The following is a 25936-nucleotide window of genomic DNA, read 5'->3' on the forward strand; positions in this document are numbered from 1 at the left end:
AAGCGCGTCTCATCCTATTGAAGAGAACTTTGCCGCGGCTTCCCCCGCACCATGATCAGCACCGCCGCCATCACCTCCAGCGCGATGCAGAGATAGAACGGCAGCGTATAGCCGCCGGAGAGATCGCGCAGGAAACCGACCACGCCGGGACCGAACGCGTAGGTCACCTGGTTGATCGCCGTGTTGAGGCTGATCAGCACGCCGAAGGCGGCGGAGTCGAACTCCTGCTGCACGATGAGCGAGGGCAGCGTGATGAGGTTGCCGACCGAAAAACCGAACACGGCGCAGGCCGCGATCAGCACATAGTCGTTGTGCAGGTTGACGACGACGAGAAGCGCGGCGGCCTGGCTGAGGAACGACAGCGCCGACGCGAGGCGCTGATCCAGACGGTCGATCACCAGCGAGAACAGCACGCGGCCGACCACCGCCATCGCGGTCAGCACCGCGACGGCCACGGCCGCGCGCTCGCGTCCGATCACGGGATCGAGGAACGAGATCAGATGCACGATGAAGCCGACCTGGGCGAACAGAACCAGGGCGAAGGCAATCGTCACCGTGAGGAAACCGGCATCTCGCAGCGCCCAGGCGCGGATCTCCGTCGATGATTGCGGCTTCGCCTTCGCCGCCGCCTGCCACCCGTGGCGATCGGGCGGGCGGCCGACGAGAAGGAGGATGACCGGCACGAGCAGCACCAGCATGGCGCCGGCGGCGGCATACATCGCACCGGCAAAGCCGATATGGCCGATCAACGCCACCAGCAGCGGCACGCCGGCGATGCCGCCGAAGCTGGCGCCGTTGAGCGCGAGACTGATCGCCATGCCGCGCTTCTCGTCGAACCACAGGCTGATCGTGTTGGTGATCATGGCAAGACTGGTGCCGGCCCAGCCGAAGGCGAGCACGGCATTGGCGAGATAGAGCTGCCAGGGCTCGCGCACCGCGCCGATCGCGACCGCCGCGGCCGCCATCGCCAGCGTCCCGGCGATCAGGCTCAGCCGCGGACCGTATTTCCGCACGGCCTCGCCGACGAAGACGACCAACAGCGCGCCGAACAGGTAGAAGAACGTGGTGCCGGAGGAGATCAGCGACGCCGGCCAGCCCCGCGCGCGCTGCAGCTCGGCGACATAGACGCTCTGGCCGTAGAAGCCGAGCCCCCAGCCGAACGTGGCGAGCAGGAAGCAGACCGCGACGATGCGCCAGCCTTCATAGCGGAGCGAGGATTCGTTGGCCGGAGGCTGTTGAAGATTGTCGAGCATCGCCGCTTACTCCGTCATGCCCGGGTTTGTCCCGGGCATCCACGTCCGCACGTCTAAGACGTGGATGGCCGGGACAAGCCCGGCCATGACGCAGCATCTATTATCTTACCTCAGAAATCACTTCGATCTGGATCGAAGCATCAACGCTGCTGACAATCTGCCGCCACTTAGACCGCGTCGGGAAATTCGCCCATGGCCGCCTCCAGCCGCGCCTTGCGGCGCTTCGCCCAGGAGACCAGCGAGAGCACCGCAAGGCCCAGCACCACCGGCGGGAACACCACGAGGTTCACCGCGGACCAGCCGTAATTGGCGAGCAGCTGGCCCGACGAGAACGAGCCGATCGCCATCATGCCGAACACCAGGAAATCGTTGAAGGCCTGCACCTTGTTGCGCTCCTGCGGGCGATGGGTCTCCAGCACCAGCGCGGAGGCGCCGATGAAGGAGAAATTCCAGCCTACGCCAAGCACGATCAGCGTCGCCCAGAAATGCATCGCCGTGAGGCCGGAGAGACCGATGATGGCAGCGCCCGCTTCCAGCAGCAGGCCGGCGGCGACGATCTTCGGAGCGCCGAAGCGCGCGATCAGCGTGCCCGTGAAGAAGCTCGGCCCATACATCGCAACGATGTGCCATTGCAGGCCGAAATTGGAATCGGACACGGACAGGCCGCACAGCTTCATCGCAAGCGGCGCCGAGGTCATGACCAGGTTCATCATGGGATAGGAGATGACGCCGCACAGCGCTGCCGCGATGAAGCGCGGCTGGGACACGATCATGAGCAGCGGCCGGCCGCCGTGCAGATCGGCCGGCGCGGGCTTCGGCATATCGACGCCGGCGACGATGCCCATCGCGATCAGCGCGACGGCGGCCTGCACCAGGAAGCTGAAGGCGAACAGATAAGGCTGCCAGACATCCATGGTCCATTGCACGAGCTGCGGACCGAGCACGCCGGCGAACACGCCGCCCGCCATCACCCAGGACACGGCCTTCGGCCGGTAGGCCGCACTGGCGCCATCGGCGGCTGCGAAGCGATAGGATTGCGCCACCGCGCCGTAGAGACCGCCGAGGAAAGTCGCCAGACAAAACAGCGCGAACGAGCCGCGCAGGATCGCGAACGAGCCGAGCAGACCGGTGAGCGTACCGAGACCCGTGCCGATGACGAAGGCGGCGCGGCGGCCGAAGCGGCGCGAGATCGCACCGGTCGGCAGTGTGCCGGCGGCGAGCCCGACCACATACATCGAGATCGGCACGGTCGCGAACGACATGTCCGGCGCGAGCGTGGCGCCGACGATCGCACCGGTGGCGAAGATCACGGCCGAGTTGGCGCCGGTCAGCGCCTGCGCGGCGGCGAGGCGCACCACGTTGGCGCGCACGCGGGCGTCGTCGGCGATCTCATTGGCGGCAGTCACGTCCAGCATCGGCATTTCCGCCCAAAGGGCTCTGTTGATTCGCGGCACTATGGAGGGGTGAGAGAGGGCCGGCAACCGGCGCAAACGGGCGCGGGCCATGCCCCTGACGCAATCGCTGGAATGATAACGCTGCGCACCCTTGACGGCTTGCGCTCGATCAAATCCTATCCGCCGCGATCTTCCCGGGAGTTACCTTCATGTCCGTCGACGACAGGCCCACGCTTCACGCTCCCGACGACGATCCCTGGCTGTGGCTGGAGGAGATCGAGGGCCGGCAGGCACTCGATTTCGTCGAGCGGCAGAACAGCCTGACGCTCGCCGCGTTCGGCGGCAAGGCCTTCGAGCACGATCGCGACATCCTCGCGGCGATTTATGACCGACCTGACAACATTCCCTATGTCAGCCGGCGCGGCAACGACCTGCACAATCTCTGGAAAGATGCCGCCAACCCGCGCGGCCTGTGGCGGCGGACTTCGCTTGCGGAATTTCGTAAAGCCGATCCGGCATGGGAGACCATGCTGGACATCGACCAGCTCGCGAGAAGCGAAGACGAGGATTGGCTGCTCAGCGGGATCGCCACGATGCCGGGAAGCTCGCGCGCGATTCTGAGCCTGTCGCGCGGCGGCAGCGACGCCGTCACCTTGCGGGAATTCGACCTCGCCACGAAAAGTTTTGTCGCGGACGGCTTTACGCTGCCCGAAGCCAAGGGCGGCGTCGACTGGCTCGATGCCGACACACTGCTGCTGTCGAGCGCTTTTGGCGAGGGGATGGCGACGAGCTCGGGCTACGCGCGGACGGTCCGGCTGTGGCGGCGCGGCCAGCCGGTCGAGCAGGCTGAGGTGATCATCGAGACCACCGCCGAGCACATGGTGATCTATGGCAACACCGACGACACCGGGGCGGCGCCGCGCGTGTGGATCGTCGACCAGATCGACTTCTTCAACCACGCCATCTGGCTGCGCGATGCGGCCGGCACGACGACGAAGCTCGATCTGCCGACGGGGATTTGGATGCAGGCGCATGGCGACTGGTTCGCGATGAAGCTACGCAAGGACTGGCAGGTCGAAGGCCGGACCTACACCACCGACACCGTGCTCGGCATCTCGCTCTCGGCCTTCCTCGTCGGCAGCCGCGATTTTGTTGTCCTGTTCGAGCCCGCACCGCGGCGCGCGCTGCAGGGGTTGTTCTGGGCGGCAGGAAAGCTGGTGCTGTCGATTCTCGACGAGCTCAAGCCGCGCTTCGAGATCTGCACGCCGTCGGCTGCGAGCTGGAGCCGCAAGACGCTTTCCGGCCTGCCTCAGATCGGCGTCGTCGATATCTGGCCGCTCGATCGCCATCCGAGCGAGAGCAATGGCGATCTGCTCGCCAATGTGCAGGATCCGCTGACGCCGCCCTCGCTGCTGCTGATCGAGCGCGGCGTCGCCAGCCCGATCGTGCTGAAGCAGGCGCCGAAGACGTTCACTGCCGATGGGCTCGTGGTGACGCAGCACGAGGCGATCTCCGTTGACGGCGAGCGTATCCCCTATGTGCAGACCGGCCCCGCTGGCGAGACCGGCGATGCGCCGGTCTATCTGAGCGCCTATGGCGGCTTTGGTCTCGCGGTGAAGCCGTACTACAATTCCTCGCTCGGCAAGCTGTGGCTGGAGCGCGGCGGCACGATTGTGCAGGCGAATCTGCGCGGCGGCGGCGAGTTCGGCACGCGCTGGCACGATGCCGGACGGCTTGCCGGCAAGAAGCTCTCTCACGACGATTTCGCCGCCGTCGCCGCCGATCTCGTCCGCCGCGGTGTGACGAGCGCAAAACGCATCGCCGCGCAGGGCGGATCGAACGGCGGCATCCTCATCACCAACATGCTGGTGCGCTACCCCGAGCGTTTCGGCGCGCTGTTCTGCACCATCCCGCTGATCGACATGCGCCGCTACACCAAGCTGCTCGCCGGCGCGAGCTGGATCGCGGAATATGGCGATCCCGACAAGCCCGACGAATGGGAATGGCTGAAGACCTATTCCGCCTATCACAACGTCAAGGCCGGCCAGTCCTACCCGCCGATCCTGATCGCGACCACGCGGCGCGACGACCGCGTCCATCCCGGCCATGCCCGCAAGATGGCCGCAAAACTCCAGGCGATGGGCTTTGAAGCCTGGTTCTACGAGCCCGCCGCCGGCGGCCATGGCTACGGCAAGGACAACAAGGAGCGCGCCGGCTTCGAGGTGCTGGGTTTTCGGTTTCTGAAGGAGAGGATCGGGTGGAAGGATGAAGGCTAGCGTGGATGCGCTGACGTCTCCACATCGTCATGGCCGGGCTTGACCCGGCCATCCACGCCTTGCCCTCCGGCACAAAGAACGTGGATGCCCGGGCCTTCGCCTCACCGAAGCGGCTTCGGCCGCGCAGGCGGGACAAGCCCGGGCATGACGACCTCCTAGCCTCGCGCGAACACCAGCGTCAGATTGTTCGCGGGCATCTCGATCGTATCGACGAGGCCGAGGCCTGCCGCCTTCGCGAGCTTCTCGACATCGACGACGTCGCGCACGCCCCATTCGGGATTGCCCTCGCGCAAGGAGGTGTCGAACACCGCATTGCTGAGCGCAGTGTGCTTGCCGTCGCGCTTGAAGGGGCCGTAGAGGAACAGCTTGCCGTCACGGCGCAAATAACGGCCCGCGCCGGCGAACAGGCCTTCGGCCACGGCCCAGGGCGCGATGTGAATGACATTGGCGCAGAACACGGCCGCGAGGCTGGTCGGCCCCTGCCCGCTTTTCATTTCCGGACACCAGTCTGGATCGGTAAGGTCGATGCGCAGGGGTGGGCGAATGTTCGGCAAGCCGGCATGCACGCGCCAGGCTTCGATGCTCTTGAGGTGGCGCTGGTTGAGATCGCTCGGCCACCAGATCAGGCCCGGCGTGTGGCGGGCGAAATGCACCACGTGCTGCCCGGTTCCACTGCCGAGTTCCACGACGTTGCCGGTCGCATCCGCGAGATGCTTTTCCAGCGCTGCCCAGATCGGTTCGTGATTGCGATGGAAGGCCGGCGCGTCGAGCCGGCCATCCGGCTCGACCCGTCCGCCATCCCTGCCAAATTCGACCACATATTCAGCCAAGTGCCGTCCCCAAAAAATGCGAACCAGAAAGAAGGCCAAACGTCCGAGAATAATCTGCTAGTCCACGCCCATCCGAATGAACGAACTATCTCGTCAGTTGCAATGCGCAGGATATTAACTCCATTTCACCGCGTGCATAGTCTTGATTGTCAGGCGATGGCCTTTGTGCTTTTGAACAATTCCGCAAACGAGATCATCGAGATAACGCCGGGACGATGCCTTGACCGCCTTTCTTCGCAAGCCCGCTCTGCTTGCTGCGCTGGCCCTCCTCGCCGGTGCGGCAATTGCCCCGGCGGGGGCGCAATCCACCGTGGCGGAAGGCCAGAAGCTTGCCTTCGACCGCGGCAAGGGCAATTGCCTCACCTGCCACGTCATCAAAGGCGGCGACCTGCCGGGGACGATCGGACCGGAGCTGAAGGACATCAAGGCCAAATACCCCGATCGCAACGAGCTCACCGCGATCATCTTCGACGAGACCAAGCGCAATCCGCAGACCATGATGCCGCCGTTCGGCCGGAACCGGATTTTGACCGAACAGGAGATCGACGCGATCGTTGATTTCCTGCAGACGCTGTAACCGCCGGCGGCCCCAGGAGACTTGAGATGACCACGACCCCCAAGCCTCATTGGAGGCCTCATCCGACGCGGCGCCTGATCCTTCAGGGCGCTGCCTCCGTGGCGCTGCTCGGCCTCGGCAATCTGCCGTTCGCGCCCGCGCGCGCCGCGGCGAACGACAAATATCCGGAAGAGGCCTTCAGGCAGAAGAGCGAGGCGGATGCGATCAAGGCGCTCTACGGCAAGGCCGCCGAGCCGTCGGACAAGGTCAAGCTGGATGCGCCGGAGATCGCCGAGAATGGCGGCGTGGTGCCGATCTCGGTGACGACGTCACTCGACAAGGTCACCTCGATCTCGTTCTTCGTGGCCGAGAACCCGAACGCGCTCGCGGCCAGCTACAGGATTCCCGAGGGCACGATCCCTGCCGTCGCCAACCGGCTGAAGATGGCCAGGACCACCAAATTGACCGCGATCGTGGAGGCGGACGGCAAGCTCTACAGCGCGACCAAGGAGGTCAAGGTCACCGTCGGCGGTTGCGGCGGTTAATCGAGGCAGTTCGACATGGCATCCAGCATTCGCGTACGCGCAACATCGACCGGCGACATCACCGAGGTGCAGGCGCTGATCCAGCACCCCATGGACACCGGCCTCGTCAAGGACTCCAAGGGCGAGTTGATCCCGGCGCATTTCATCCAGCAGCTGAAGTTCGAGTGTAACGGCAAGGACGTGTTCGTCGCCGATTGGGGCACAGCGGTCTCCAAGGACCCCTATGTCAAGTTCAGTTTCAAGGGCGCCAGGAAGGGCGACGAGCTCAAGATCTCCTGGACCGACAACAAGGGCGGCTCGGATACGACCACCGCAAAAATCGCGTGATGAAGGCCCGCATCCACCTCCTGCTTGGCTCGCTCGGCGCCGCGCTCGTCGCGTTCGCGCTCGCCTCGCCGCGCGTGATCGCGGCCGACAAGGTCGATCCCGTCGCCGACGCCAAGGCGTTCCAGAACTTCTTCTTCCAGAAGTTTCCGAACGTGAAGCACGAGGATTTCGTCAACGGTCCGTACTCCATGAACGAGGACATGAAGCGCCAGTGGCAGGAGAAGGAGGAATTCCCTCCTTACGAGTTCGCGCTCGAGGCCGGCAAGGAGATGTTCTCGACCCCGTTCAAGAACGGCAAGACCTATGCCGATTGCTTTCCGAACGGCGGCATCGGCATCCGCCAGAACTATCCGTACTTCGACAGCGGCGAAGGCAAGGTCATCACGCTGGAGCTCGCGCTCAACCGCTGCCGCGAGGCCAATGGCGAGGCGCCCTATTCCTACATCAAGGACGAGATGGCCTCGCTCACCGCCTACATGGCCTACACCTCGCGCGGCAAGCTGATGGACATCAAGATACCCGACGATCCCCGCGCGCTGGCGGCGTACGAGAACGGCAAGCGCTATTTCTACACGCGGCGCGGCCAGATGAATTTCTCCTGCGCGAGCTGCCATGTGCAGAGCCCGGGCGAGCGCATCCGCGCCGAGACCCTCGCTCCGGCGCTCGGTATCCTCAACGCGATGCCGATCTACCGTTCCGAATGGGGCGGCATGGGCACGACCAGCCGCCGCTTCGTCACCTGCAACAGCCAGACCCGTGCGGTTCCGCTCGAGCCGCAGTCGGATGAGTATCGCGACGTCGAATATTTCCTGTCCTACGTCGCCAACGGCCTGCCGATCTCGGGACCGGGAGCACGGCCATGAAGCGGTCACTTGGCTTGGCCATGCTGCTCGCCTTGAGCCTTGCGCCATCCGCGCGCGCGGCGAGTGAGGCGGACTACAAGGCGGCCTATGCCGCCGCCGAAGCCGCCTCCAAGGAGGCGGCCGGCATGCGCAACCAGTGGACGGTGACCGTATCTGCGCTGGCGGCCGCGAAAAGGGCTGCCGATGACGGCGATTTCGGCCGTGCGGTGGCTGCAGCCAGGGAGGCCGAAGCGCTGGCGAAGGCGTCGATCTTCCAGGCTGTTTCCGAAAAAGAAGCCTGGAAGGCGATGGAAATCCGCTAGACTGCCCCGCGGTGAACGCAGTCCCCACGAGAGGCGCGGAGAATTCTTGAATGGCGATCCGCCGCCGCGATTTCCTGAAAGGTGCAGGCCTTGCCGCGGCAACGATCGGCCTGCCGCGGCTCGCCCGCGGCGCTGACGCGGCCAGCATCTACGACCTCGAACGGTTCGGCAATGCACGCATCCTGCACATCACCGACACGCATGCGCAGCTCAACCCGGTCTATTTCCGCGAGCCCAGCGTCAATATCGGCATCGGCGAGATGGCGGGACGGCCGCCGCATCTGGTCGGCCGCGCCTTTCTCGAACACTTCGGCATCCGCTCCGACAGCGCCGATGCCTACGCCTTCACCTGCTTCGAGTTCGAGAAGTCCGCAGGCCGCTTCGGCAAGCTTGGTGGCTTTGCCCATCTGAAGACGCTGGTCGATCGCCTGCGCGCCGATGTCGGCGAGCGGCGTTCGCTGCTCGTCGACGGCGGCGATCTCTGGCAGGGCACGGGGCTGGCCAACCTGATGCAGGGCCGCGACATGGTCGAGGTCGCCAATCTGCTCGGCATCGAGGCGATGACGGGCCATTGGGAATTCACCTATGGCGAGCAGGCGCTGCGCGACAATCTCGAGCGCTTCAAGGGCGAGTTCCTGGCGCAGAACGTGTTCCTGACCGAGGAAGCCGCGTTCAACGACGCCCCCGCCTTCGACAAGGCCACGGGGCGCGTGTTCAAGCCTTCTGTCATCAAGGAGCTCGGCGGGCATCGCATCGCGATCGTCGGCCAGGCCTTTCCCTACACTCCGATCGCGCATCCCAGGAGGTTCACACCGGACTGGAGCTTCGGCATCCGTGAGGAGGAGTTGCAGAAGCATGTCGATGCCTTGCGTGGCACCGACAAGGTCGACGCCGTCGTGCTGCTGTCGCACAACGGCATGGACGTGGACCTCAAGCTCGCCAGCCGGGTCACCGGCATCGACGTCGTTCTCGGCGGCCACTCCCATGATGCCGTGCCGCAGCCGATGCCAGTGAAGAACGCAGGCGGCACGACGCTCGTCACCAATGCCGGCTCCAACGGCAAATTTCTGGGTGTGCTCGATCTCGCACTCGACAGCGGCAAGGTCAGCGACGTCAGGTATCGGTTGCTGCCGGTCTATTCGGAGCTGCTGAAACCCGATCCGGCGATGGCCGAGCTGATCGGCCGGGTCCGTGCGCCGCACGTGGCCGACTGGTCGGAAAAGATCGCAACGCCCGACCGGCTGCTTTATCGCCGCGGCAATTTCTCCGGGCCCATGGACGAGCTGATCTGCACTGCGCTTCGCACCGAGCTCGACGCCGAGATCGCGCTGTCGCCGGGCTTCCGCTGGGGCGTCACCGCGCTGTCCGGCCAGGCGATGACCATGGAGGATCTGCTGGCGGAAACCGCGATCACCTATCCCGAGACCTATGTGCAGGAGATGACGGGAGCCCAGATCAAGGACCTGCTCGAGGACGTCTGCGACAACCTCTTCAACGCCGATCCCTACTACCAGCAGGGCGGCGACATGGTCCGTGCCGGCGGACTCAGCTACACCTGCACGCCGGACGCCGCGATCGGCAGCCGCATCTCGGAGCTGAAGCTCGGTAGCGGCAAGGCGCTCAGCGCCAGCCACCGCTACAAGGTCGCGGGCTGGGCCTCGGTCAACCCCCAGCAGGGCGCGCCGGTGTGGGACGTGGTCGGCAAATATCTGCGCTCGGGCCGGATGATGCCCGAACGGCTCGGCTCCGGCGTCACGCTGAAAGGCGTCGAAGGCAATCCAGGCATTGCAGGACTGGGATGATGGGGCCGCAACTCTTGTCCGTGGCGGTACCGGCTGCAACAAGAATCTTCTAAATTTCTTTGTTCATGCAGTGAATTACTTCTCTTTCTGACCCGGATCGTAGTAGAATCTTGGAAGTCAGTTCCAAGCCGGGTCCTGCCATGATCTTCCGCCAGCTCTTCGACAGCGTTTCGGGCACCTATAGCTACGTCCTCGCCAGCCGCCCCGGCGGCGAGGCGCTGATCCTCGATCCCGTGCTGGAGAAGGTCGACCGCTACTGCCAATTGCTGCGCGAGCTCGACCTCAAACTGGTCAAGGCGGTGGACACGCATCTGCATGCCGATCACGTCACCGGCCTCGGCGAGCTACGCGACCGCACCCATTGCATGACCGTGATGGGCGACCAGACCAAGGCCGACGTCGTCGCCATGCGGGTGGCCGACGGCGACAAGGTGACGATCGAGGGCTTGTCGCTCGACGTGATGTACACGCCGGGCCACACCGACGATTCCTATTCTTATTTGATGGGCGACCGCGTCTTCACCGGAGACACGCTGCTGATCCGCGGCACCGGCCGCACCGATTTCCAGAACGGCTCGGCGCGCGCGCAATACGATTCGATCTTCAACCGCCTCTTGAAGCTGCCGGACGAGACGATGGTGTTTCCGGCCCATGACTACAAGGGCGACACGGTCTCCACCATCGGTGAGGAAAAACGCTACAATCCACGGCTTCAGGTGCGCTCGGTCGACGAATATGTCGAGCTGATGGCCAATTTGAAGCTGCCCAATCCGAAGATGATGGACGTGGCGATCCCCGCCAACATGCATGTCGGCCTGCATCAGGAGGTGCTGGAGAAGGAAGGACGCGCGCTCAGCGCGATCGAGGCGATCCGCAGCCTCGGCCGGCCGGACATCCTGCTGGTCGACTTGCGCGAGACCAATGAGCGGATGAAGCACGGCATGCTCGAAGGCGCGCTGCACACGCCGTATCCCTCCGTCGAGGAAAGCCTCAAGCCCGGCGGCATGCTGCGCGAGGTCGCGGCCGCAACCGGGCGCCGTGTGGTGTTCTTCTGCGCCTTCGGCGAACGCTCGGCGATGGCCGTTGCGGCCGCAAAGGAAGCTGGGCTTCCCAACACCGCCCATATCGCCGGCGGCATCGATGCCTGGAAGAAGGCGGGCGGGCCGGTGGTGCACTGACGGCCTCGTCGCCTCCTTGAGATAAGTCAGGCGCCGCACATATTTGGCGGGTAGATTCGGATGCAGCATCACCATCCGGGACCAGCCATGGCCAAGACCGGCAAGCCGAGCGAGCCACCCAAGATCACCGAGAACAAGCCCGCGGACGACAAGGCGAAGAGGGCCCCGCGCCGGCGCGAGACCGATGACGACGATTACGAAGACGGCGACATCGCAACGCCGAAACGTGATCGCTATGGCCCGGACGACGAGCCATTCTGAGGAGATCTTGATCGCGCGCTAGCGGGATGGAGCCCTACCTGCACTATCTGCCATGCGCCTGCGTTCATGGACAAATAACTGCCAGCCCCGATAGTTTGCCCGTCCACCGGGAGTGAAACGGAACTGCAATGGTCGACGTTCTCGCCGCACCGCAACAAGGCAAGACCGACAGTGCGCTGCGCACGCTGACGGGGATCTCGATCGCGCATTGGGTCAGCCATTTCCATCTGCTGGTCCTGCCGATGCTGTTTCCGTTCCTGAAGGAGAAGCTCGGCGTCGGCTATGTCGAGCTCGGCTTCTCGCTGACCACGCTCGCCGTGGTCTCCGGCCTGACGCAGGCGCCGACCGGCTACCTCGTCGACCATTTTGGCGCACGCAGAATCCTGCTGATCGGGCTGACGCTCGGCGGCTGCGCGCTGATCCTGCTCGGTCTGCACCTCAGCTACGCCGCCCTGATCGCCTGTGCCGTGCTGCTCGGGCTCGCCAACAGCGTCTATCACCCCGCCAATTACGCGATCCTGGCCGAGCACATGGACGAGGCGCGGATGGGCCGCGCGTTCTCGGTCCACACCTTCGCCGGCTATCTCGGCGGCGCCGTGACGCCGGCGATCGTGGCGTCACTGGTCACGGTGTGGGGCGGCGTCGGCGCACTGATCGCCTCGGGCGCCATCGCCATTCTGGTGGCGATGCTGCTGATCGCCATGGGCATTCCAGAGGCCGGCGCGCACAAGAAGAAACCGGGCAGCGCAAGCGCGCCGAAGCAGGCCGTGATCACGCCGGCGCTGATCACGTTGACCGCGCTGTTCATGCTGCTCAGCCTGTCGGTCGCCGGCATCAACAATTTCGGCGTGGTCGCGCTGATGAGCGGCTACGGCACGTCCTATTCGATCGCCAACGTCGCGCTGACTGCTTTTCTCGCCGCAAGCGCCGCGGGCGTGCTCGCCGGCGGCTTCCTCGCCGACCGCACCGAGCGCCACGGCTATGTCGCGGCGGCCTGCTTCGCCGCGAATGCGGCCATCGTGCTGCTGATCGCGCTGGTGACGCTGCCGGGCTGGGCCCTGACCGCGACGATGGCGACCGCAGGTTTCCTCTCCGGCGTGATCGCGCCTTCGCGCGACATGCTGGTGCGCAATGCCGCGCCTCCGGGTGCCGCCGGGCGCGCCTTCGGCATCGTCTCCACCGGATTCAACCTCGGCGGCATCGTCTCACCGCTGCTGTTCGGCTGGATCATGGATCAAAGTGCGCCGCACTGGGTGTTCGGCGCGTCCGTGATCTTCATGGTGGCGACGGTGGTGCTGTCGCCGTTCACGGAGCGGAAGCGGGAAGCTTCTGGGAGTTGAGCGGGCGGTATCGCTATAGATTGGGATGTCGCCCCTGCCTGGTACGCAATTGCGCGCGGGGCGGGGAGAAGTTATGTGGCAGCTGGTAATTCCGAGTCTTCGCCCAATTATGCCCTGTGGCTATGGGTCCCGGGCTCGCGCTTCGCGCGCCCCGGGACGACATGTGTGATTGGGGCTGGCAGTGCCGCGACTTACGTCGGCGACACTGCGCCCTTCAGCGCCGTGCCCTGCGCCGTCGTACCACGCGTCAGCCTGGCCTTCTCCGTGTTCGGCCACAGCAGCAGCAGGCCGATGACGCCGGAGCCGATCATGACCACCGCGTTGATGGTGAAGCCGGTCAGGTAGCCGTCGAGCATGCTGTCGGCGCGCTGGATCACGGTGCCCATCACGCTCGGCGCGATGATGCCTGAAAGCGTGTAGAGCGCGCCGTAGATCGCGAGCACTGCACCGCGCTGCGAGGCCGGCGTGAACTCGCCAAGCATCGGCGGGCAGACCACGTAGATCGCGCCGCAGAGTCCGGAGCCGACGACGAGCAGCGCGATCTGCAGGCCGGCGCCCTCGACATGCGCCATCGCGGTGAGGATCAGGCCGCCGACGATGAGCGGCACCGAGCCGAGCACGCCGCGCGAGACGCGCGTGGTGTAGCCGCGGGCCATCATCACCTGCGAGATCCAGCCGGTGAGGAGAACGATGGTGGCGCCGAACACCCAGGGCAGGACCGAGATGAAGCCGGCCTGGCTCTGCGAGAAGCCGAGCCCCTTGACGATGAAGGGCGTGAACCAGGTAAGGCCGAGCGACAGCGCCCAATAAGCGCCGAAGGTCGCGATCACGCAGCCGAGGAAGGTGCGCGAGGTCAGCAGCTGCACATACGGAATCTTCGGCTCGGTGGCGGCCAGGACCTCGGTATCCTCCAGCGGGCCTTCCTTGCCGAGCGCGAGCCAGGCTGCGACCCAGATCAGGCCGACGACCCCGAGCGCGCCGAAGGCGTAGTGCCAGGAATGGTTGACGATGATCCAGTTCAGCGCCGGCACCGCCAGGATGACGCCGAAGGCCGAGCCCTGTGACAGGATGGCGGTCGGCAGCGTGCGCTTCTCGTCGGGGAACCATTTGTAGATGGCGTGCGCGGCGACCGAGAAGGCCGGCCCTTCGCCCGCCCCCAGCACGATGCGGCAGATCAAGAGCGTGGTGAAGGAGACCGTGCCGACCATCGGGAACTGCGACACCGCCCAGATCACCGCCAGCGTCAACAACACCCAGCGCGTCGGCACCTTGTTGACGATGAAGCCGACCACGATGGCAGAGATCGAGAACAGGAAGAAGAACGAGGACCCGAGCAGACCGAACTGCTCGGCGCTGAGCTTCATCTCGGTCATGATCGGCACGCCGGCGAGACCGACCACGATCTTGTCCGCGAAGTTTACCACCATGAACAGAAAGAGGAGAAATGTAATGGTCCAGGCGCCTTTTGGCGTTTTGGTCGTCTTAACCGCCACATTCGGCATTTCCTGAGCGCTCATCATTCTCCCCGTATCACTTGTTTGGCAGTTTTTTGATTTGGCCGTCTTGGAAGCTAACAGCGGCTTCAGGGCCAACGCAACCCCGGCATTTCCGCATCAGGTGTGCTAGGCAGCAATTCCGTTAATTCCGTCCGGCGCCATCATCGTGCTGAGCATCCGAAACCTCTCAAAAACCTTCTCGTCGGCCGGCGAGCCCGTCCACGTTCTGCGTGGCGTCGACCTTGACCTCGGGGCCGGCGAGCGCGTCGCGCTGACCGGTGAGTCCGGCAGCGGCAAGAGCACGCTGCTGCACCTGATCGCCGGCCTCGACGCCGCCGATGGCGGCTCGATCCGGCTGGGTGACGCCGAGGTCACCACGTTATCGGATGCCGGACGCGCCAGCTTGCGGCGAGATCGCATTGGCTTGGTTTTTCAGCAATTCAACCTGATCCCGAGCCTCTCCGTCGCGGACAATCTCGCCTTCCAGGCGCGGATCGCCGGCCGGCATGATGCGGCCTGGACAAAAGAGCTCGTCGAGCGGCTCGGACTCGGCAGCCTGCTCAAACGTTATCCAGAACAAATATCAGGCGGCCAGCAGCAGCGGGTCGCGATCGGTCGGGCGCTGGCGACAAAGCCCGCGCTGCTGTTGGCGGACGAGCCGACCGGCAATCTCGACGAAGCCACCGCCGAGGAAGTGCTGGCGCTGGCGCGCGATCTCGTCGCGCGCACCGGCTGCGGCTTCCTGATGGTGACGCACAGCCTGCATCTCGCCGCCACGCTCGACCGTCATCTCACGCTGCATGCGGGGCGCATTTCATGACGCGCGCGCTCTGGGTTCTCGCCGTACTGCTCAGCCATTGGCGGCGCCACAAGATGCAATTCGCCACGCTGCTGATCGGACTGATCGCTGCAACCGCGCTGTGGAGCGGGGTGCAGGCGATCAACCAGCAGGCCCGCAATGCCTACGACCGTGCCGCAGCGACATTCGGCGGCGCGCGCACCGCGATGCTGGTCGCGCCCAATGCGGCGACCTTCCCGCAGGAGCTGTTCATAAAGCTCCGCCGCGCCGGCTGGCCGGTGTCGCCGGTGCTGGAGGGACGCGTCCAGATCAACGGCCGTTCGGTGCGGCTGCTCGGCATCGAGCCGGTCACGCTGCCGGTCGATGTCGGCAACGCGCCGCGCCTGGGTGCCGCGGATCTCAGCAGCTTCGTTTCTCCGCCCGGCCAGACATTGGTGGCCCGGGAGACGCTGAGGGGCTTGCAAGAAGCGGAAGGCGCGGCCCCGGCGATCAGCAGCGGCGCAAGGCTGCCGCCGCTGCGCATCCAGCCGCAGCTCGCACCCGATGTGCTCGTGGTCGATATCGGCGTGGCACAGCGGCTGCTGAGCAAGCCCGACCAGGTCTCGCGGCTGCTGATCGGCAAGCCGAGGGGCAAGCCCGCACCGCTCGCGAGCGTGGTCGGCGAGCAGCTAGAGCTGATCGAGCCCAATGCGGAGACGGAGCTCGAGCGTCTCACCGACAGTTTTCATCTCAACCTCACCGCCTTCGGCCTGCTGTCGTTCTTCGTCGGCCTGTTCATCGTCAATTCGGCTGTGGGCCTTGCGTTCGAGCAGCGGCTGCCGATGCTGCGCACCTTGCGCGCCTGCGGCGCCTCGGCGCGGCTGGTCAATACGGTGCTGGTGATCGAGCTGGTTGCACTGGCGCTGGTCGCAGGCCTGATCGGGCTCGCCTGCGGCTATTTCATCGCCGCCGCCCTGCTGCCCGATGTCGCGGCCTCGCTGCGCGGACTCTATGGCGCACAGATCCCGGGGCAGCTCAGCCTTCGGCCCGAATGGTGGCTCGCCGGCATCGGGATCAGCGTGGCGGGTGCGCTTGTGGCGGCGGCGACCAGCCTGATCAAGGCGATCAGGATGCCGGTGCTGGCGACGGCGCAGCCGGGCGCCTGGCAGCAGCGGCAACGCCGCTGGCTGATCCTGCAGAGCTGTGCGGCCTGCGGCGCGTTCGCCGTCGCGCTGCTGCTGTTCTACTACGGGCAATCACTGATCGCAGGGTTCGGCGTGCTGGCCGCGCTGATGTTCGGTGCGGCACTGATCCTGCCGGCCTTGCTCGACATCATCCTGCTCGTGGGTCAGCGCCTCGCGCGAGGCCCGCTCGCGCTGTGGTTCTGGGCGGACAGCCGGCAGCAGCTCTCCGGATTGTCGCTGGCGCTAATGGCGCTTTTGCTCGCGCTTGCCGTCAACGTCGGGGTCTCCTCCATGGTGGAGACCTTCAGCCGCACCTTCATCGGCTGGCTCAACGGGCGGCTCGCCGCCGACGTCTACATCAGCGCGTCCGACAATGCGCAAGGCGTCGCGATCCGGAACTGGCTGAAGGATCGCAGCGATGTTCAGGCGATCCTCTCGGGCGGGCGCGCGGAGGCGCAGGTTCAGGGCCAGCCGGTCGAGTTGCTCGGCCTGCCTGACCACGCGCTCTATCGCGAGCGCTGGCCGCTGCTCGACACGGCGCCCCGCGCCTGGACCCGCCTGGTACCGGGCAATGCCGCCTTCATCAGCGAGCAATTGAGCCGGCGGCTGAACGTGCAGATCGGCGACGTCGTCGAGGTGCCGGCGCCGGGCGGGAGCTGGGAGCTCGACATCGTCGGCATCTATGCCGATTATGGCAACCCCAGGGGGCAACTCACGGTGAACGTTGCCGCATTGATCCGGCAGTTTCCGCAGACGCCGCAGACGCGGATCGGCCTGATCGTCGCGAGAGAGAATATCCCCGGCCTGATTGCGGCTTTGCAGAAGCAGTTCGGGCTCGACGACCGCAGCGTCGCCGACCAGGCGACGGTGAAGGCGGAATCGATCCGCATCTTCAACCGCACCTTTGCAGTGACGTCGGCGCTGAACGCCTTCACGCTCGGCGTAGCAGGCATCGCTTTGCTCACGAGCCTGCTGACCTTGGCGAACTCTCGCCTGCCGCAGCTTGCGCCGCTGTGGGCGATCGGCCTGACGCGGCCGCGCCTTGCCTCGATCGAGCTGACCAAGACGCTCTCGGTCGCGCTGTTCACGGCACTGCTGGCCGTGCCGCTTGGACTGCTGGTGGCGTGGTGCCTGATTGCGATCGTCAATGTGAAGGCATTCGGCTGGCGGCTGCCGTTCCACGTGTTTCCGCTGCAATTGGTCGAGCTGGTCGTGGTCGCACTGCTTGCTTCGCTGGTGGCCGCCTTGCTGCCGATACTGCGGCTGGCGCGGATGCAGCCGGCGGCTCTCGTCAAGGTGTTTGCCAATGAGCGCTGACCGGATCTCGCGGCGCGCCTTCGCCGCCGGCATCGCCGCCCTCGCTCTCGCGCGGCGCGCCGGCGCGCAGGGCTATGCCGGGCTCGGCGAGACCGCCGACGGCTTTGCCAAAGTCACGCCGGGAAAGACATTCACCTTTCCCGCCGATCACGGGCCGCATCCGGACTTTCGCATCGAGTGGTGGTATCTCACGGCAAACCTCGTCGATGGCAGCGGCGCGGCTTGCGGCCTGCAATGGACTCTGTTCCGCCAGGCCGCGCAGCCGGGTCCGCAAGGCGAAGGCTGGGCCAATCAGCAGGTCTGGATGGCGCATGCGGCGGTGACGCGCGCCGACACTCACCGCTTCTCCGAAACGTTTTCACGCGGTGGCGTCGGGCAAGCCGGCGTGACGGCGAAGCCGTTCGAGGCCTGGATCGACGATTGGGAGATGAAGGGTCTCGAGCGCCCCGACGATCGCACCTTGGCACCGCTGACGCTGAAGGCGTCTGGCGCCGATTTCAGCTATGCGCTGACGCTGGAGGCCGAGCGGCCGGTCGTGCTGCAGGGCGATCGCGGCTACAGCCGCAAATCGGAGCGCGGGCAGGCCTCGTACTACTACAGCCAGCCGTTCTACCGCGCCCGCGGTACGCTCAGCATCGACGACAAGCCGGTCGATGCCTCGGGCCAGGCCTGGATGGACCGGGAATGGAGCAGCCAGCCGCTCGACGCCGACCAGACCGGCTGGGACTGGCTGTCGCTGCATCTGTCATCCGGCGACAAGCTGATGCTGTACCGGCTGCGGCAGAAGGACGGCAGAAATTATCCGTTCGGCAACTGGATCAGCGCGGCCGGCGAGACGCAGATGATTGCAGGCAGCGACATCCAGATGATGCCGAAGGCGACGGCTGAGGTTGCGGGACGCAAGCTGCCGGTGCAATGGCACATCGCGATCCCCGCGCGATCATTCTCGATCCTCTGCAAGCCGCTCAATCCGAACGCCTGGATGGGGACCGGTTTCTCGTACTGGGAAGGGCCGATCAGCTTTGCCGGCACACATGACGGCGTTGGCTATCTCGAGCTGACCGGCTATTGAAGCGCGGTTTCTCTCCAAGGGGTTTCGCGATGTATCATCTCACCGCCCTCGTCACGCTGTTGGCGATCGCGTTTTATTTCTTCACCTCCGTCAATGTCTCGCGCTCGCGCACCAAGACCGGCGTCAAGGCGCCTGCGATGTCGGGGCATCCGGATTTCGAACGCGCCTTCCGCATCCAGATGAACACGTTGGAATGGATGCCGATTGTCCTGCCCGCGCTGTGGCTGTTCGCGATCTATATCAGCGACGCCATCGCGGCGGGGATCGGCGCGATATGGATCATCGGCCGGATCGTCTATTTCATCGGCTATTCGCAAGCCGCGGCCAAGCGCGGCACCGGCTTTGCGATCCAGGCGCTCGCCGCAATGGCGCTGTGGGTCGGGGCACTGGGGGCAGTGGTGTTGCGATTGGTGTGAGAGGCCGAGCTGCGGACACATACTCGGTGTCGTCCCGGACAAGCGTAAGCGCCGATCCGGGACCCATAGCCACAGGAAGATGTCGTGACGCGAGCTGATCGCTCCGAGTCCCCGTAACCACACCTGCTTGTGGTTATGGGTCCCGGATCGGCGCGCGCTTGAAGCGCGCTTGTCCGGGACGACAGTGGAATGTGTGGCGCCGGCTTTGCCCTACTTCGTCAGCGGACAGCCGCTTTCCTTGGCGGTGAAGAAGGCCTTGTCGCCGGGGACGGTGGCGAGCAGCTTGTAATAGTCCCACGGCTTCTTCGATTCCGAGGGCTTCTTGACCTCGAACAGATACATGTCGTGGACCATGCGGCCGTTCTCGAGCACCTTGCCGCCTTGCGCGAAGTCGTCGTCGACCGGCAGCTCCTTCAGCTTCTTAGCGACGGCATCCGGATCCTTGGTCCCCGCAGCCTTGACCGCCTTGAGGTAGCTCAGCGTCGCCGAATAGGTACCGGCGTGGATCATGCTCGGCATCCGCCCGGTACGCTTGAGGAAGCGCTCGCCGAGATTGCGCGTCCTGTCGTTGAGATCCCAGTAATAGCCTTCGGTGAGCACCAGTCCTTGCGCGGCCTGCAAGCCGAGGCCGTTGACTTCGGCGAGCGTCATCAGAAGGCCCGCGAGCTTCTGGCCACTCGCGACGATGCCGAACTCGGACGCCTGCTTGATCGAGTTGGTGGTGTCGAGGCCGGCATTGGCGAGGCCGACGATCTTCGCCTTCGAGCTCTGCGCCTGCAGCAGGAACGAGGAGAAGTCCGACGAATTGAGCGGAACGCGCACCGAGCCGAGCACCTTGCCACCATTGGCGGTGACGATCTCGCTGGTGTCCTTCTCCAGCGCGTAGCCGAAGGCGTAGTCCGCGGTGAGGAAGAACCAGGTGTCGCCGCCGGCTTTGGTCAGAGCGCCGCCGGTGCCGACGCCGAGCGCGCGGGTGTCGTAGGCCCAGTGGAAGCCGTAGGGCTGGCAGGCATCGCCAGTCAGGCGCGAGGTCGCGGCGCCGACGACGATGTCGATCTTCTTCTTTTCCTTGGATAGCTCGTGGATCGCGAGCGCGACCGAGGAGGTCGTCAGCTCCGTGATCATGTCGACGTTCTCGACGTCGTACCAGCGCCGCGCGATCGAGCTTGCGAGGTCAGGCTTGTTCTGGTGGTCGGCAGTGACAAGCTCGATCTTGTGGCCGAGTACTTCGCCGCCGAAATCCTCGATCGCCATCCTCGCCGCTTCGACCGACCATTTGCCGCCATAATCGGCATAGACGCCGGACTGGTCGTTGAGGATGCCGATCTTGACGCCTTGCGCGGAGGCGGGAACCGCAATCAAGAGGGCCGAGGCCGCTGCGGCCCAAAGTGCTGATTTCATATGTTTAACTCCCGGCATTCTTCTGTGAAATCGCGCGGATAGTAGTGAAGAAACCCGCGTGCGCCCATTCATTTCATGTTGGTCGTTAGTATGGGATTCTGCGCGCCACATTCTCCACCGTCGTCCCGGGGCGCGTGAGCGAGGATACGCTGGCGGTCACCTTACGAAACCATCGCCTCCGGCTTCTTGTCGCGCCGCCCTTCCGCCAGGTTCCGCACCACGACATAGAAGATCGGCGTGAACAGAAGGCCGAACAGGGTGACGCCGATCATGCCGAAGAACACGGCGACGCCGACGGCCTGGCGCATCTCCGAGCCCGAGCCGGTGGAGATCACCAGCGGCAAGACGCCGAGGATGAAGGCAAACGAGGTCATCAGGATCGGCCGCAAGCGCAGGCGGCAGGCATCGATGACGGCCTCCAGCCGCGGCTTGCCTTCGTTCTCGATGTCGCGCGCGAATTCGACGATCAGGATCGCGTTCTTCGCCGCCAGTCCCACCAGCACGACGAAGCCGATCTGGGTCAGAATGTTGACGTCCTGGCCCATGATGCGAACGCCGATGGTGGCGGCGAGCAGGCACATCGGCACGATCAGGATCACCGCGAACGGCAGCGTCCAGCTGCCATATTGCGCGGCGAGCACGAGATAGACGAACAGCACGCAGATCGGGAACACGTAGAGACCGGCATTGCCGCCGGTGACCTGCTGATAGGACAGGTCGGTCCATTCGAAGGTGAAGCCGCTCGGCAAGGTGTCGTTGGCGAGCTGCTTGATGGCGTTGAGCGCGGTGGTCGAGCTGGTGCCCGGCGCCGGCTCGCCCTGCAGTTCGGACGCCGCATAGAGATTGTAGCGCGCCACGCGGTCGGGTCCCGAGACGTCCTTGAACTCGACCACGCTGCCGAGCATCACCATGTCGCCGGAGCCGTTGCGCGTGCGCAGGCGCGCAAGGTCGCTCGGTTCTTTTCGGAACGGAAAGTCGGCCTGCGCGGTGACGTGGTAGGTGCGGCCGAACAGGTTGAAGTCGTTGACATAGGTCGATCCGAAATAGGTCTGGATCGTCTCGTTGATGTTGGAGATGGGCACGCCCAGCTTCTGCGCCTTGGTGCGGTCGATGTCGACGAAGAGCTGCGGCGTGTTGGCGGTGAACGGCGAGAACACCGAGGGGGCGAGCAGCGAGGGCGATTTGCGCGCCGCGGCGACAAGCTCGTCAGTGGCCGCGGCGAGCATTTCAGGCCCGCGGCCCTGGCGGTCCTGGATACGAATGGCAAATCCGCCGCCGGTGCCGATGCCGGGCACGGCCGGCGGCGGAATCACGATGATGAAGGCGCCCTGGATCGCGGACAGCCGCTTGCGCAGCTCGGCCGTGATGGCGTTCGCGGACAGGCCCTTCTTCAGCCGCGCCTCGGGCTCGTCGAACACCGGGAACAGCGCCGCCGCATTGCCGGCCTGCGTGCGGGTGGCGCCGGAGAAACCAGCAAAGGCTGCGACGCGAACGATGCCCGGCGTATCCAGCGAGATTCGCTCGATCTCGCGCACCACCTCGGTGGTGCGCGCCAGCGACGCCGCGCCCGGCAATTGTACGGATATGATGACGTAGCCGCGATCCTGCGCCGGGATGAAGCCCTGTGGCGTGGTCACGATCAGCCAGCCGGCGCCGCCGATCAGCACGACGTAGATCAGCAGCATCACCACCGAATGGCGGATCGCGAAATTGGCGAGGCCGGCATAGCCATGCGCCATCCGGTCGAACAGACGGTTGAACACGCCGGTGAACGCACCCCACGCCCGCGCGATGACGTTCCAGGCGGCCGGCGGCCGCTTTTCTTCGTGTGGCGTGAGGATCTGCGAGGCCAGCGCGGGCGAGAGCGTCAGCGAGCAGAAGCAGGAGATCGCCGTCGCAACGGCGATGGTGACGGCGAATTGCTGGAAGAATTGCCCGGAGATGCCGCCGAGGAACGCCGTCGGCACGAACACCGCGCATAGCACCAGGGCGATCGAGACCAGCGCGCTGCCGACCTCCTCCATCGTCTTCAGTGCGGCATCGCGACGACTGAGGCCGTGCTCGAGATGGCGCTCGACATTCTCGACCACGACGATGGCGTCGTCGACCACGATACCGACCGCAAGGACGAGCCCGAACAGGGTCAGATTGTTGATGGAGAAACCGAGCGCCGCCATCACTGCGAACGTGCCGACCAGCGAGACGGGGATCGCGATGATCGGAATGATCGCGGGCCGCCATCCCTGCAAGAACACCAGCACCACAATGACCACGAGCAGCATGGCCTCGTAGATGGTCTTGATCAGCTCATGGACCGACTGGGCGATGAACTCGGTCGGGTTGTAGCCAATATTGTAGTCGAGGCCCTTGGGGAAGCTCTCCTTGAGCTGCGTCATGGTGTCGGAGATGTTCTTTGCGGTCGCGAGCGCGTTCGAGCCCGGCCGCTGCGTCACCAACATGGCGACCGCCGACTTGCGCAGCAGGAAGCTGTTGGTGCTGTAAGCCAGCGCCCCGAGCTCGATGCGGGCGACGTCGCGCAGCCGCACCGTGCGGCCGTCAGGGCCGGCCTTGATCAGGATATCCTCGAACTGCTTCTGGTCCTTCAAACGTCCGGTGAAGGTGAGGTTGGGCTGGAAGGCGCGATCGGCGATCGGCGGCTCGGCGATCTGGCCGCCCGCGATCTGCACGTTCTGGGCGCGGATGGCCGCGAGCACCTCAGCCGAGGTCAGGCCGAGATTGGCGATTCTGTCAGGATCGAGCCACAGCCGCATCGAATAGTCGCGGGCGCCGAAAATCTGGATGTCGCCGACGCCGTCGATGCGCAAGAGCTGGTCGCGGACCTGGAGCAGCGCATAATTGGAGATGTAGAGCTGGTCGAACGTGTCGTCCGGCGACAGCATGAACACGACCATCAGGATGTCGGGCGAGTTCTTGCGGGTGGTGACGCCGTTGCGCTGAACTTCCTCGGGCAGGCGCGGCTGTGCGATCGCCACGCGGTTCTGCACGAGCACCTGGGCCTTGTCGAGATCGGTGCCGAGCTTGAAGGTGACGGTGATGGTGAGCTGGCCGTTCGAGGTCGCCTGGCTGTAGAGATACAGCATGTCCTCGACGCCGTTGATCTCCTGCTCGATGGGAGCTGCGACCGTGTCGGACACGGTCTGGGCGGAGGCGCCGGGATATTGCGTCGTAACGACGACGGTCGGCGGCACCACTTGCGGATATTCGGAGACCGGCAGCGTGGTGTAGGCGAGCGCACCGACGATCAGGAGCACGATCGACAGCACCATTGCCAAAATGGGCTGGTTGATGGAGAGGCGGCCAAGATTCATGACTTGCCACCGGCCGGCGCTTGCGCGGTCTGGGGAGCGACCTTGGCGCCGACGCGGGCGCGCTGGATGCCGTTGACGATGACGCGATCGTCCGGCTTCAGCCCTTCACGGATCACACGCAGGCCGTCGTCGAGCGGACCGAGCACGACGGGACGTGCCTCGACCGTGTCATCCGCCTTGACCACGAACACGATCTTGCGGGACTGGTCGGTCGCAACAGCAACGTCTGGAATCAGCAGCGCCTCGTAAGGCGCGCTGCCGATCAGGCGGACGCGGCCGAACTGGCCGGGCAGGATCGAGAGATCCGTGTTCTTCACCACGGCGCGGCTGCGCAGCGTGCCGGTTGAGACGTCCAGCCGATTGTCGAGGAAATTGACAGTGCCCTCGCGCGAGGGCTTGGTCTCGCCGGCCAGCGTCACTTGCACCGGGTTTGCGGTATCGCGCGAGCTCGGGCGCCGGCCTTCGAACCACAGCTTGCTGTATTTGATGAAGGTCGCTTCATCCATGTCGAAATAGATGTAGATGGGATCGAGCGCGACGATCGAAGTCAGCAGCGTCGAGGTGCCGGTGTCGCTGCCCTGCACGAGATTGCCGGGGCTGACGAGATGGCGGCTGACGCGGCCGGTCAGCGGCGCTATCACGTGCGTGAACTCGATGTTGAGCTTGGCAGCCTTTAGTGCGCCTTCGGCCTGCATCTCGGCGGCATGCGCGGCCTGCAGCGCTTGGCGGCGCTGATCGACGACCTGCTCGGAGACGGCGCTGGTCTGCACCAGATTGAGACCACGATCGAGCTCGCGCTTGGCAAGCTCCACTCGCGCCCGTGCGTCGGACAGCTGGCCCTCCGCCTGAGTGGCCACCGCCTCGAACGGGCGCGGATCGATCACGTAAAGCAGATCACCCTGACGCACGATGGCGCCGTCCTGAAACTCGACCGAGTTGACGAAGCCGCCGACCCGCGGCCGCACCTGGACCTCCTCCACCGCCTCGAAGCGGCCGGTGAACTCGTCCCAATCGGTGACGGTGCGCTTGACCGGCTGGGCGACCGTCACCGACGGCGCCGGCGGAGCCGCAGCCTGCGATGCCGGCTTGTCGCAGCCGGACAGGGCGAACGCGGCGGCGAGAAGCCCGGCGACTGCGCTGACCTGAACGAAATCGTGCTTTTTGATCAACTGCCTGCTTCCGTCCGGTCCGCTCATCCCCAGGTCCTCGCATCAAAGCCGCAGAAAATGCAGGGTACGCCTCTACCTGCGGGCGCTGCAAGATGGGTTGCAAAGATGAACTCTTCAAGACCAATGCGCGGGCAATGCTTCGGATGACGCCCTGACCGGATGACGGGTTGACAGGGAGAGAGACGGTGCCAAGCAACGCAGTTCAGACAAGCCGAACCTGCCGTGAACGACGAGCTCTCGCAATTGTGAGCTTTTCCCGGCGGCTGTCCTTCCAGATGCCCGCTTCAGGCGGGCCGTCATGTCAGAGGGAGAGCTACTTCCGCAGCCTGGCCTTGGCGCCGGCGACGATCTGCATGGCAACGCCGGCAATCCAGCCGACCAAGACGAGCCAGGTCCAGGCCATGTGCGGATCGAGCCGGAGCACGATCACGGCGACCGAGGCGAAGGCGGTGAGCGTAGCGAAGAGCGTGCCGGCGGCGCTCATGAGCTCGGCGGCGTCGATCTGGCTGTGCGCGTCGTCGAAAGGCATCTGCGGCGTGTCGATGCCCAGATAGAAGCCGATGCCGCCGAGCAGCATCATCAGCAGCAGGAAGCCCTGCGTAGTGAGGGTGGGAATCGCCGAGCCGACATAGGCGCCGACGAACAATCCGCACGCGGCTCCTGCCATGGCAAGGCCGACGCGCTCGAACACATGGGCAGTCTTACGAAAATGAAAACGCATGGCCAGCCTCCGCGAGGCGTTGAATGTGGAGAGGTTAGGCCAGTTTTGGGGGGCGTGGAAGGTGAGGAGATTTACGGATGCGTGAGGGGTCTAACTCCCTCTCCCCGTTCTTACGGGGAGAGGTAA

General features: G+C 65.1%; 22 protein-coding genes. 14 read left to right on the forward strand and 8 right to left on the reverse strand.

The window, feature by feature from the left end; translation table 11 throughout:
• Nucleotides 1-14: 14 nt before the first annotated feature.
• Nucleotides 15-1253 (reverse strand): MFS transporter, encoded by a 1239-nt coding sequence (locus tag P0R31_RS26775; RefSeq protein WP_275517357.1) that lies wholly within the window; start codon nucleotides 1251-1253, stop codon nucleotides 15-17.
• A gap of 167 nt (nucleotides 1254-1420) precedes the next feature.
• Nucleotides 1421-2668, reverse strand: a complete 1248-nt coding sequence (locus P0R31_RS26780; RefSeq protein WP_275517358.1) for an MFS transporter — start codon at nucleotides 2666-2668, stop codon at nucleotides 1421-1423.
• Nucleotides 2669-2856: 188 nt separating this feature from the next.
• On the opposite strand from P0R31_RS26780, the gene P0R31_RS26785 reads away from it, so the two are divergent.
• Complete coding sequence (locus P0R31_RS26785) at nucleotides 2857-4923, forward strand: prolyl oligopeptidase family serine peptidase (protein WP_275517360.1); 2067 nt, start codon at nucleotides 2857-2859, stop codon at nucleotides 4921-4923.
• Nucleotides 4924-5078: 155 nt separating this feature from the next.
• Here P0R31_RS26785 and P0R31_RS26790 read toward each other — a convergent pair whose 3' ends face one another.
• On the reverse strand, nucleotides 5079-5753 hold the full coding sequence (locus tag P0R31_RS26790; RefSeq protein ID WP_275517361.1) for a DUF938 domain-containing protein: 675 nt from the start codon (nucleotides 5751-5753) through the stop codon (nucleotides 5079-5081).
• Nucleotides 5754-5973: 220 nt separating this feature from the next.
• On the opposite strand from P0R31_RS26790, the gene soxX reads away from it, so the two are divergent.
• The 9 genes from soxX (at nucleotide 5974) to P0R31_RS26835 (ending at nucleotide 12927) form a co-directional block, all read left to right on the forward strand.
• On the forward strand, nucleotides 5974-6330 hold the full coding sequence (soxX, locus tag P0R31_RS26795; RefSeq protein ID WP_275517363.1) for a sulfur oxidation c-type cytochrome SoxX: 357 nt from the start codon (nucleotides 5974-5976) through the stop codon (nucleotides 6328-6330).
• A 26-nt stretch (nucleotides 6331-6356) separates the two neighbouring features.
• Nucleotides 6357-6854, forward strand: a complete 498-nt coding sequence (soxY, locus tag P0R31_RS26800; protein ID WP_275517364.1) for a thiosulfate oxidation carrier protein SoxY — start codon at nucleotides 6357-6359, stop codon at nucleotides 6852-6854.
• Between the two features lie 15 nt (nucleotides 6855-6869).
• Nucleotides 6870-7181 carry a thiosulfate oxidation carrier complex protein SoxZ gene (gene soxZ / locus P0R31_RS26805; protein ID WP_275517366.1) on the forward strand — a complete coding sequence of 104 codons (312 nt, stop codon included), beginning with the start codon at nucleotides 6870-6872 and terminating at the stop codon, nucleotides 7179-7181.
• Complete coding sequence (gene soxA / locus P0R31_RS26810; RefSeq protein WP_275517367.1) at nucleotides 7181-8044, forward strand: sulfur oxidation c-type cytochrome SoxA; 864 nt, start codon at nucleotides 7181-7183, stop codon at nucleotides 8042-8044. Before soxZ ends, soxA begins: the two co-directional genes overlap by 1 nt.
• Nucleotides 8041-8346: a hypothetical protein gene (locus P0R31_RS26815; RefSeq protein ID WP_275517368.1), complete on the forward strand. Its 306-nt coding sequence runs from the start codon at nucleotides 8041-8043 to the stop codon at nucleotides 8344-8346. Before soxA ends, P0R31_RS26815 begins: the two co-directional genes overlap by 4 nt.
• 50 nt (nucleotides 8347-8396) lie before the next feature.
• Nucleotides 8397-10148, forward strand: coding sequence for a thiosulfohydrolase SoxB (soxB, locus tag P0R31_RS26820; RefSeq protein WP_275517369.1), 1752 nt, complete (start codon nucleotides 8397-8399; stop codon nucleotides 10146-10148).
• Nucleotides 10149-10288: 140 nt separating this feature from the next.
• Complete coding sequence (locus P0R31_RS26825) at nucleotides 10289-11326, forward strand: MBL fold metallo-hydrolase (RefSeq protein WP_275517432.1); 1038 nt, start codon at nucleotides 10289-10291, stop codon at nucleotides 11324-11326.
• Nucleotides 11327-11413: 87 nt separating this feature from the next.
• Nucleotides 11414-11587, forward strand: a complete 174-nt coding sequence (locus P0R31_RS26830; protein WP_275498159.1) for a hypothetical protein — start codon at nucleotides 11414-11416, stop codon at nucleotides 11585-11587.
• Between the two features lie 128 nt (nucleotides 11588-11715).
• Nucleotides 11716-12927 carry an MFS transporter gene (locus P0R31_RS26835; protein ID WP_275517370.1) on the forward strand — a complete coding sequence of 404 codons (1212 nt, stop codon included), beginning with the start codon at nucleotides 11716-11718 and terminating at the stop codon, nucleotides 12925-12927.
• Nucleotides 12928-13118: 191 nt separating this feature from the next.
• Here the strand turns inward: P0R31_RS26835 and P0R31_RS26840 are convergent, their stop codons facing one another.
• A complete protein-coding gene (locus P0R31_RS26840) occupies nucleotides 13119-14444 on the reverse strand; it encodes an MFS transporter (protein ID WP_343299339.1) in 1326 nt (441 codons plus the stop codon).
• A 145-nt stretch (nucleotides 14445-14589) separates the two neighbouring features.
• Between P0R31_RS26840 and P0R31_RS26845 the strand changes: the two genes are divergently transcribed.
• From P0R31_RS26845 to P0R31_RS26860, 4 genes are read left to right on the forward strand one after another with little or no spacing between them, the layout of a single operon-like run.
• Nucleotides 14590-15243, forward strand: a complete 654-nt coding sequence (locus P0R31_RS26845) for an ABC transporter ATP-binding protein (protein WP_275517373.1) — start codon at nucleotides 14590-14592, stop codon at nucleotides 15241-15243.
• Nucleotides 15240-17702, forward strand: a complete 2463-nt coding sequence (locus tag P0R31_RS26850; protein ID WP_275517375.1) for an FtsX-like permease family protein — start codon at nucleotides 15240-15242, stop codon at nucleotides 17700-17702. Before P0R31_RS26845 ends, P0R31_RS26850 begins: the two co-directional genes overlap by 4 nt.
• Nucleotides 17692-18774, forward strand: a complete 1083-nt coding sequence (locus P0R31_RS26855) for a lipocalin-like domain-containing protein (RefSeq protein WP_275517376.1) — start codon at nucleotides 17692-17694, stop codon at nucleotides 18772-18774. Before P0R31_RS26850 ends, P0R31_RS26855 begins: the two co-directional genes overlap by 11 nt.
• A 29-nt stretch (nucleotides 18775-18803) precedes the next feature.
• Nucleotides 18804-19190 (forward strand): MAPEG family protein, encoded by a 387-nt coding sequence (locus P0R31_RS26860; RefSeq protein ID WP_275517377.1) that lies wholly within the window; start codon nucleotides 18804-18806, stop codon nucleotides 19188-19190.
• Between the two features lie 210 nt (nucleotides 19191-19400).
• On the opposite strand, the gene P0R31_RS26865 is transcribed toward P0R31_RS26860, so the two are convergent.
• From P0R31_RS26865 to P0R31_RS26880, 4 genes are all read right to left on the reverse strand, one after another.
• Entirely contained in the window at nucleotides 19401-20591 is a 1191-nt protein-coding gene (locus P0R31_RS26865) for an ABC transporter substrate-binding protein (protein WP_275517378.1), read from the reverse strand.
• A 161-nt stretch (nucleotides 20592-20752) separates the two neighbouring features.
• Entirely contained in the window at nucleotides 20753-23920 is a 3168-nt protein-coding gene (locus P0R31_RS26870) for an efflux RND transporter permease subunit (RefSeq protein WP_275517379.1), read from the reverse strand.
• Nucleotides 23917-25116, reverse strand: a complete 1200-nt coding sequence (locus P0R31_RS26875; protein WP_275517380.1) for an efflux RND transporter periplasmic adaptor subunit — start codon at nucleotides 25114-25116, stop codon at nucleotides 23917-23919. The genes P0R31_RS26870 and P0R31_RS26875 overlap by 4 nt, the downstream gene beginning before the upstream one ends.
• 286 nt (nucleotides 25117-25402) lie before the next feature.
• Nucleotides 25403-25810, reverse strand: a complete 408-nt coding sequence (locus P0R31_RS26880) for a hypothetical protein (protein WP_275517381.1) — start codon at nucleotides 25808-25810, stop codon at nucleotides 25403-25405.
• Nucleotides 25811-25936: the final 126 nt, after the last annotated feature.

Source organism: Bradyrhizobium yuanmingense (assembly GCF_029167105.1).
Classification (GTDB): Bacteria; Pseudomonadota; Alphaproteobacteria; order Rhizobiales; family Xanthobacteraceae; genus Bradyrhizobium; species Bradyrhizobium yuanmingense_A.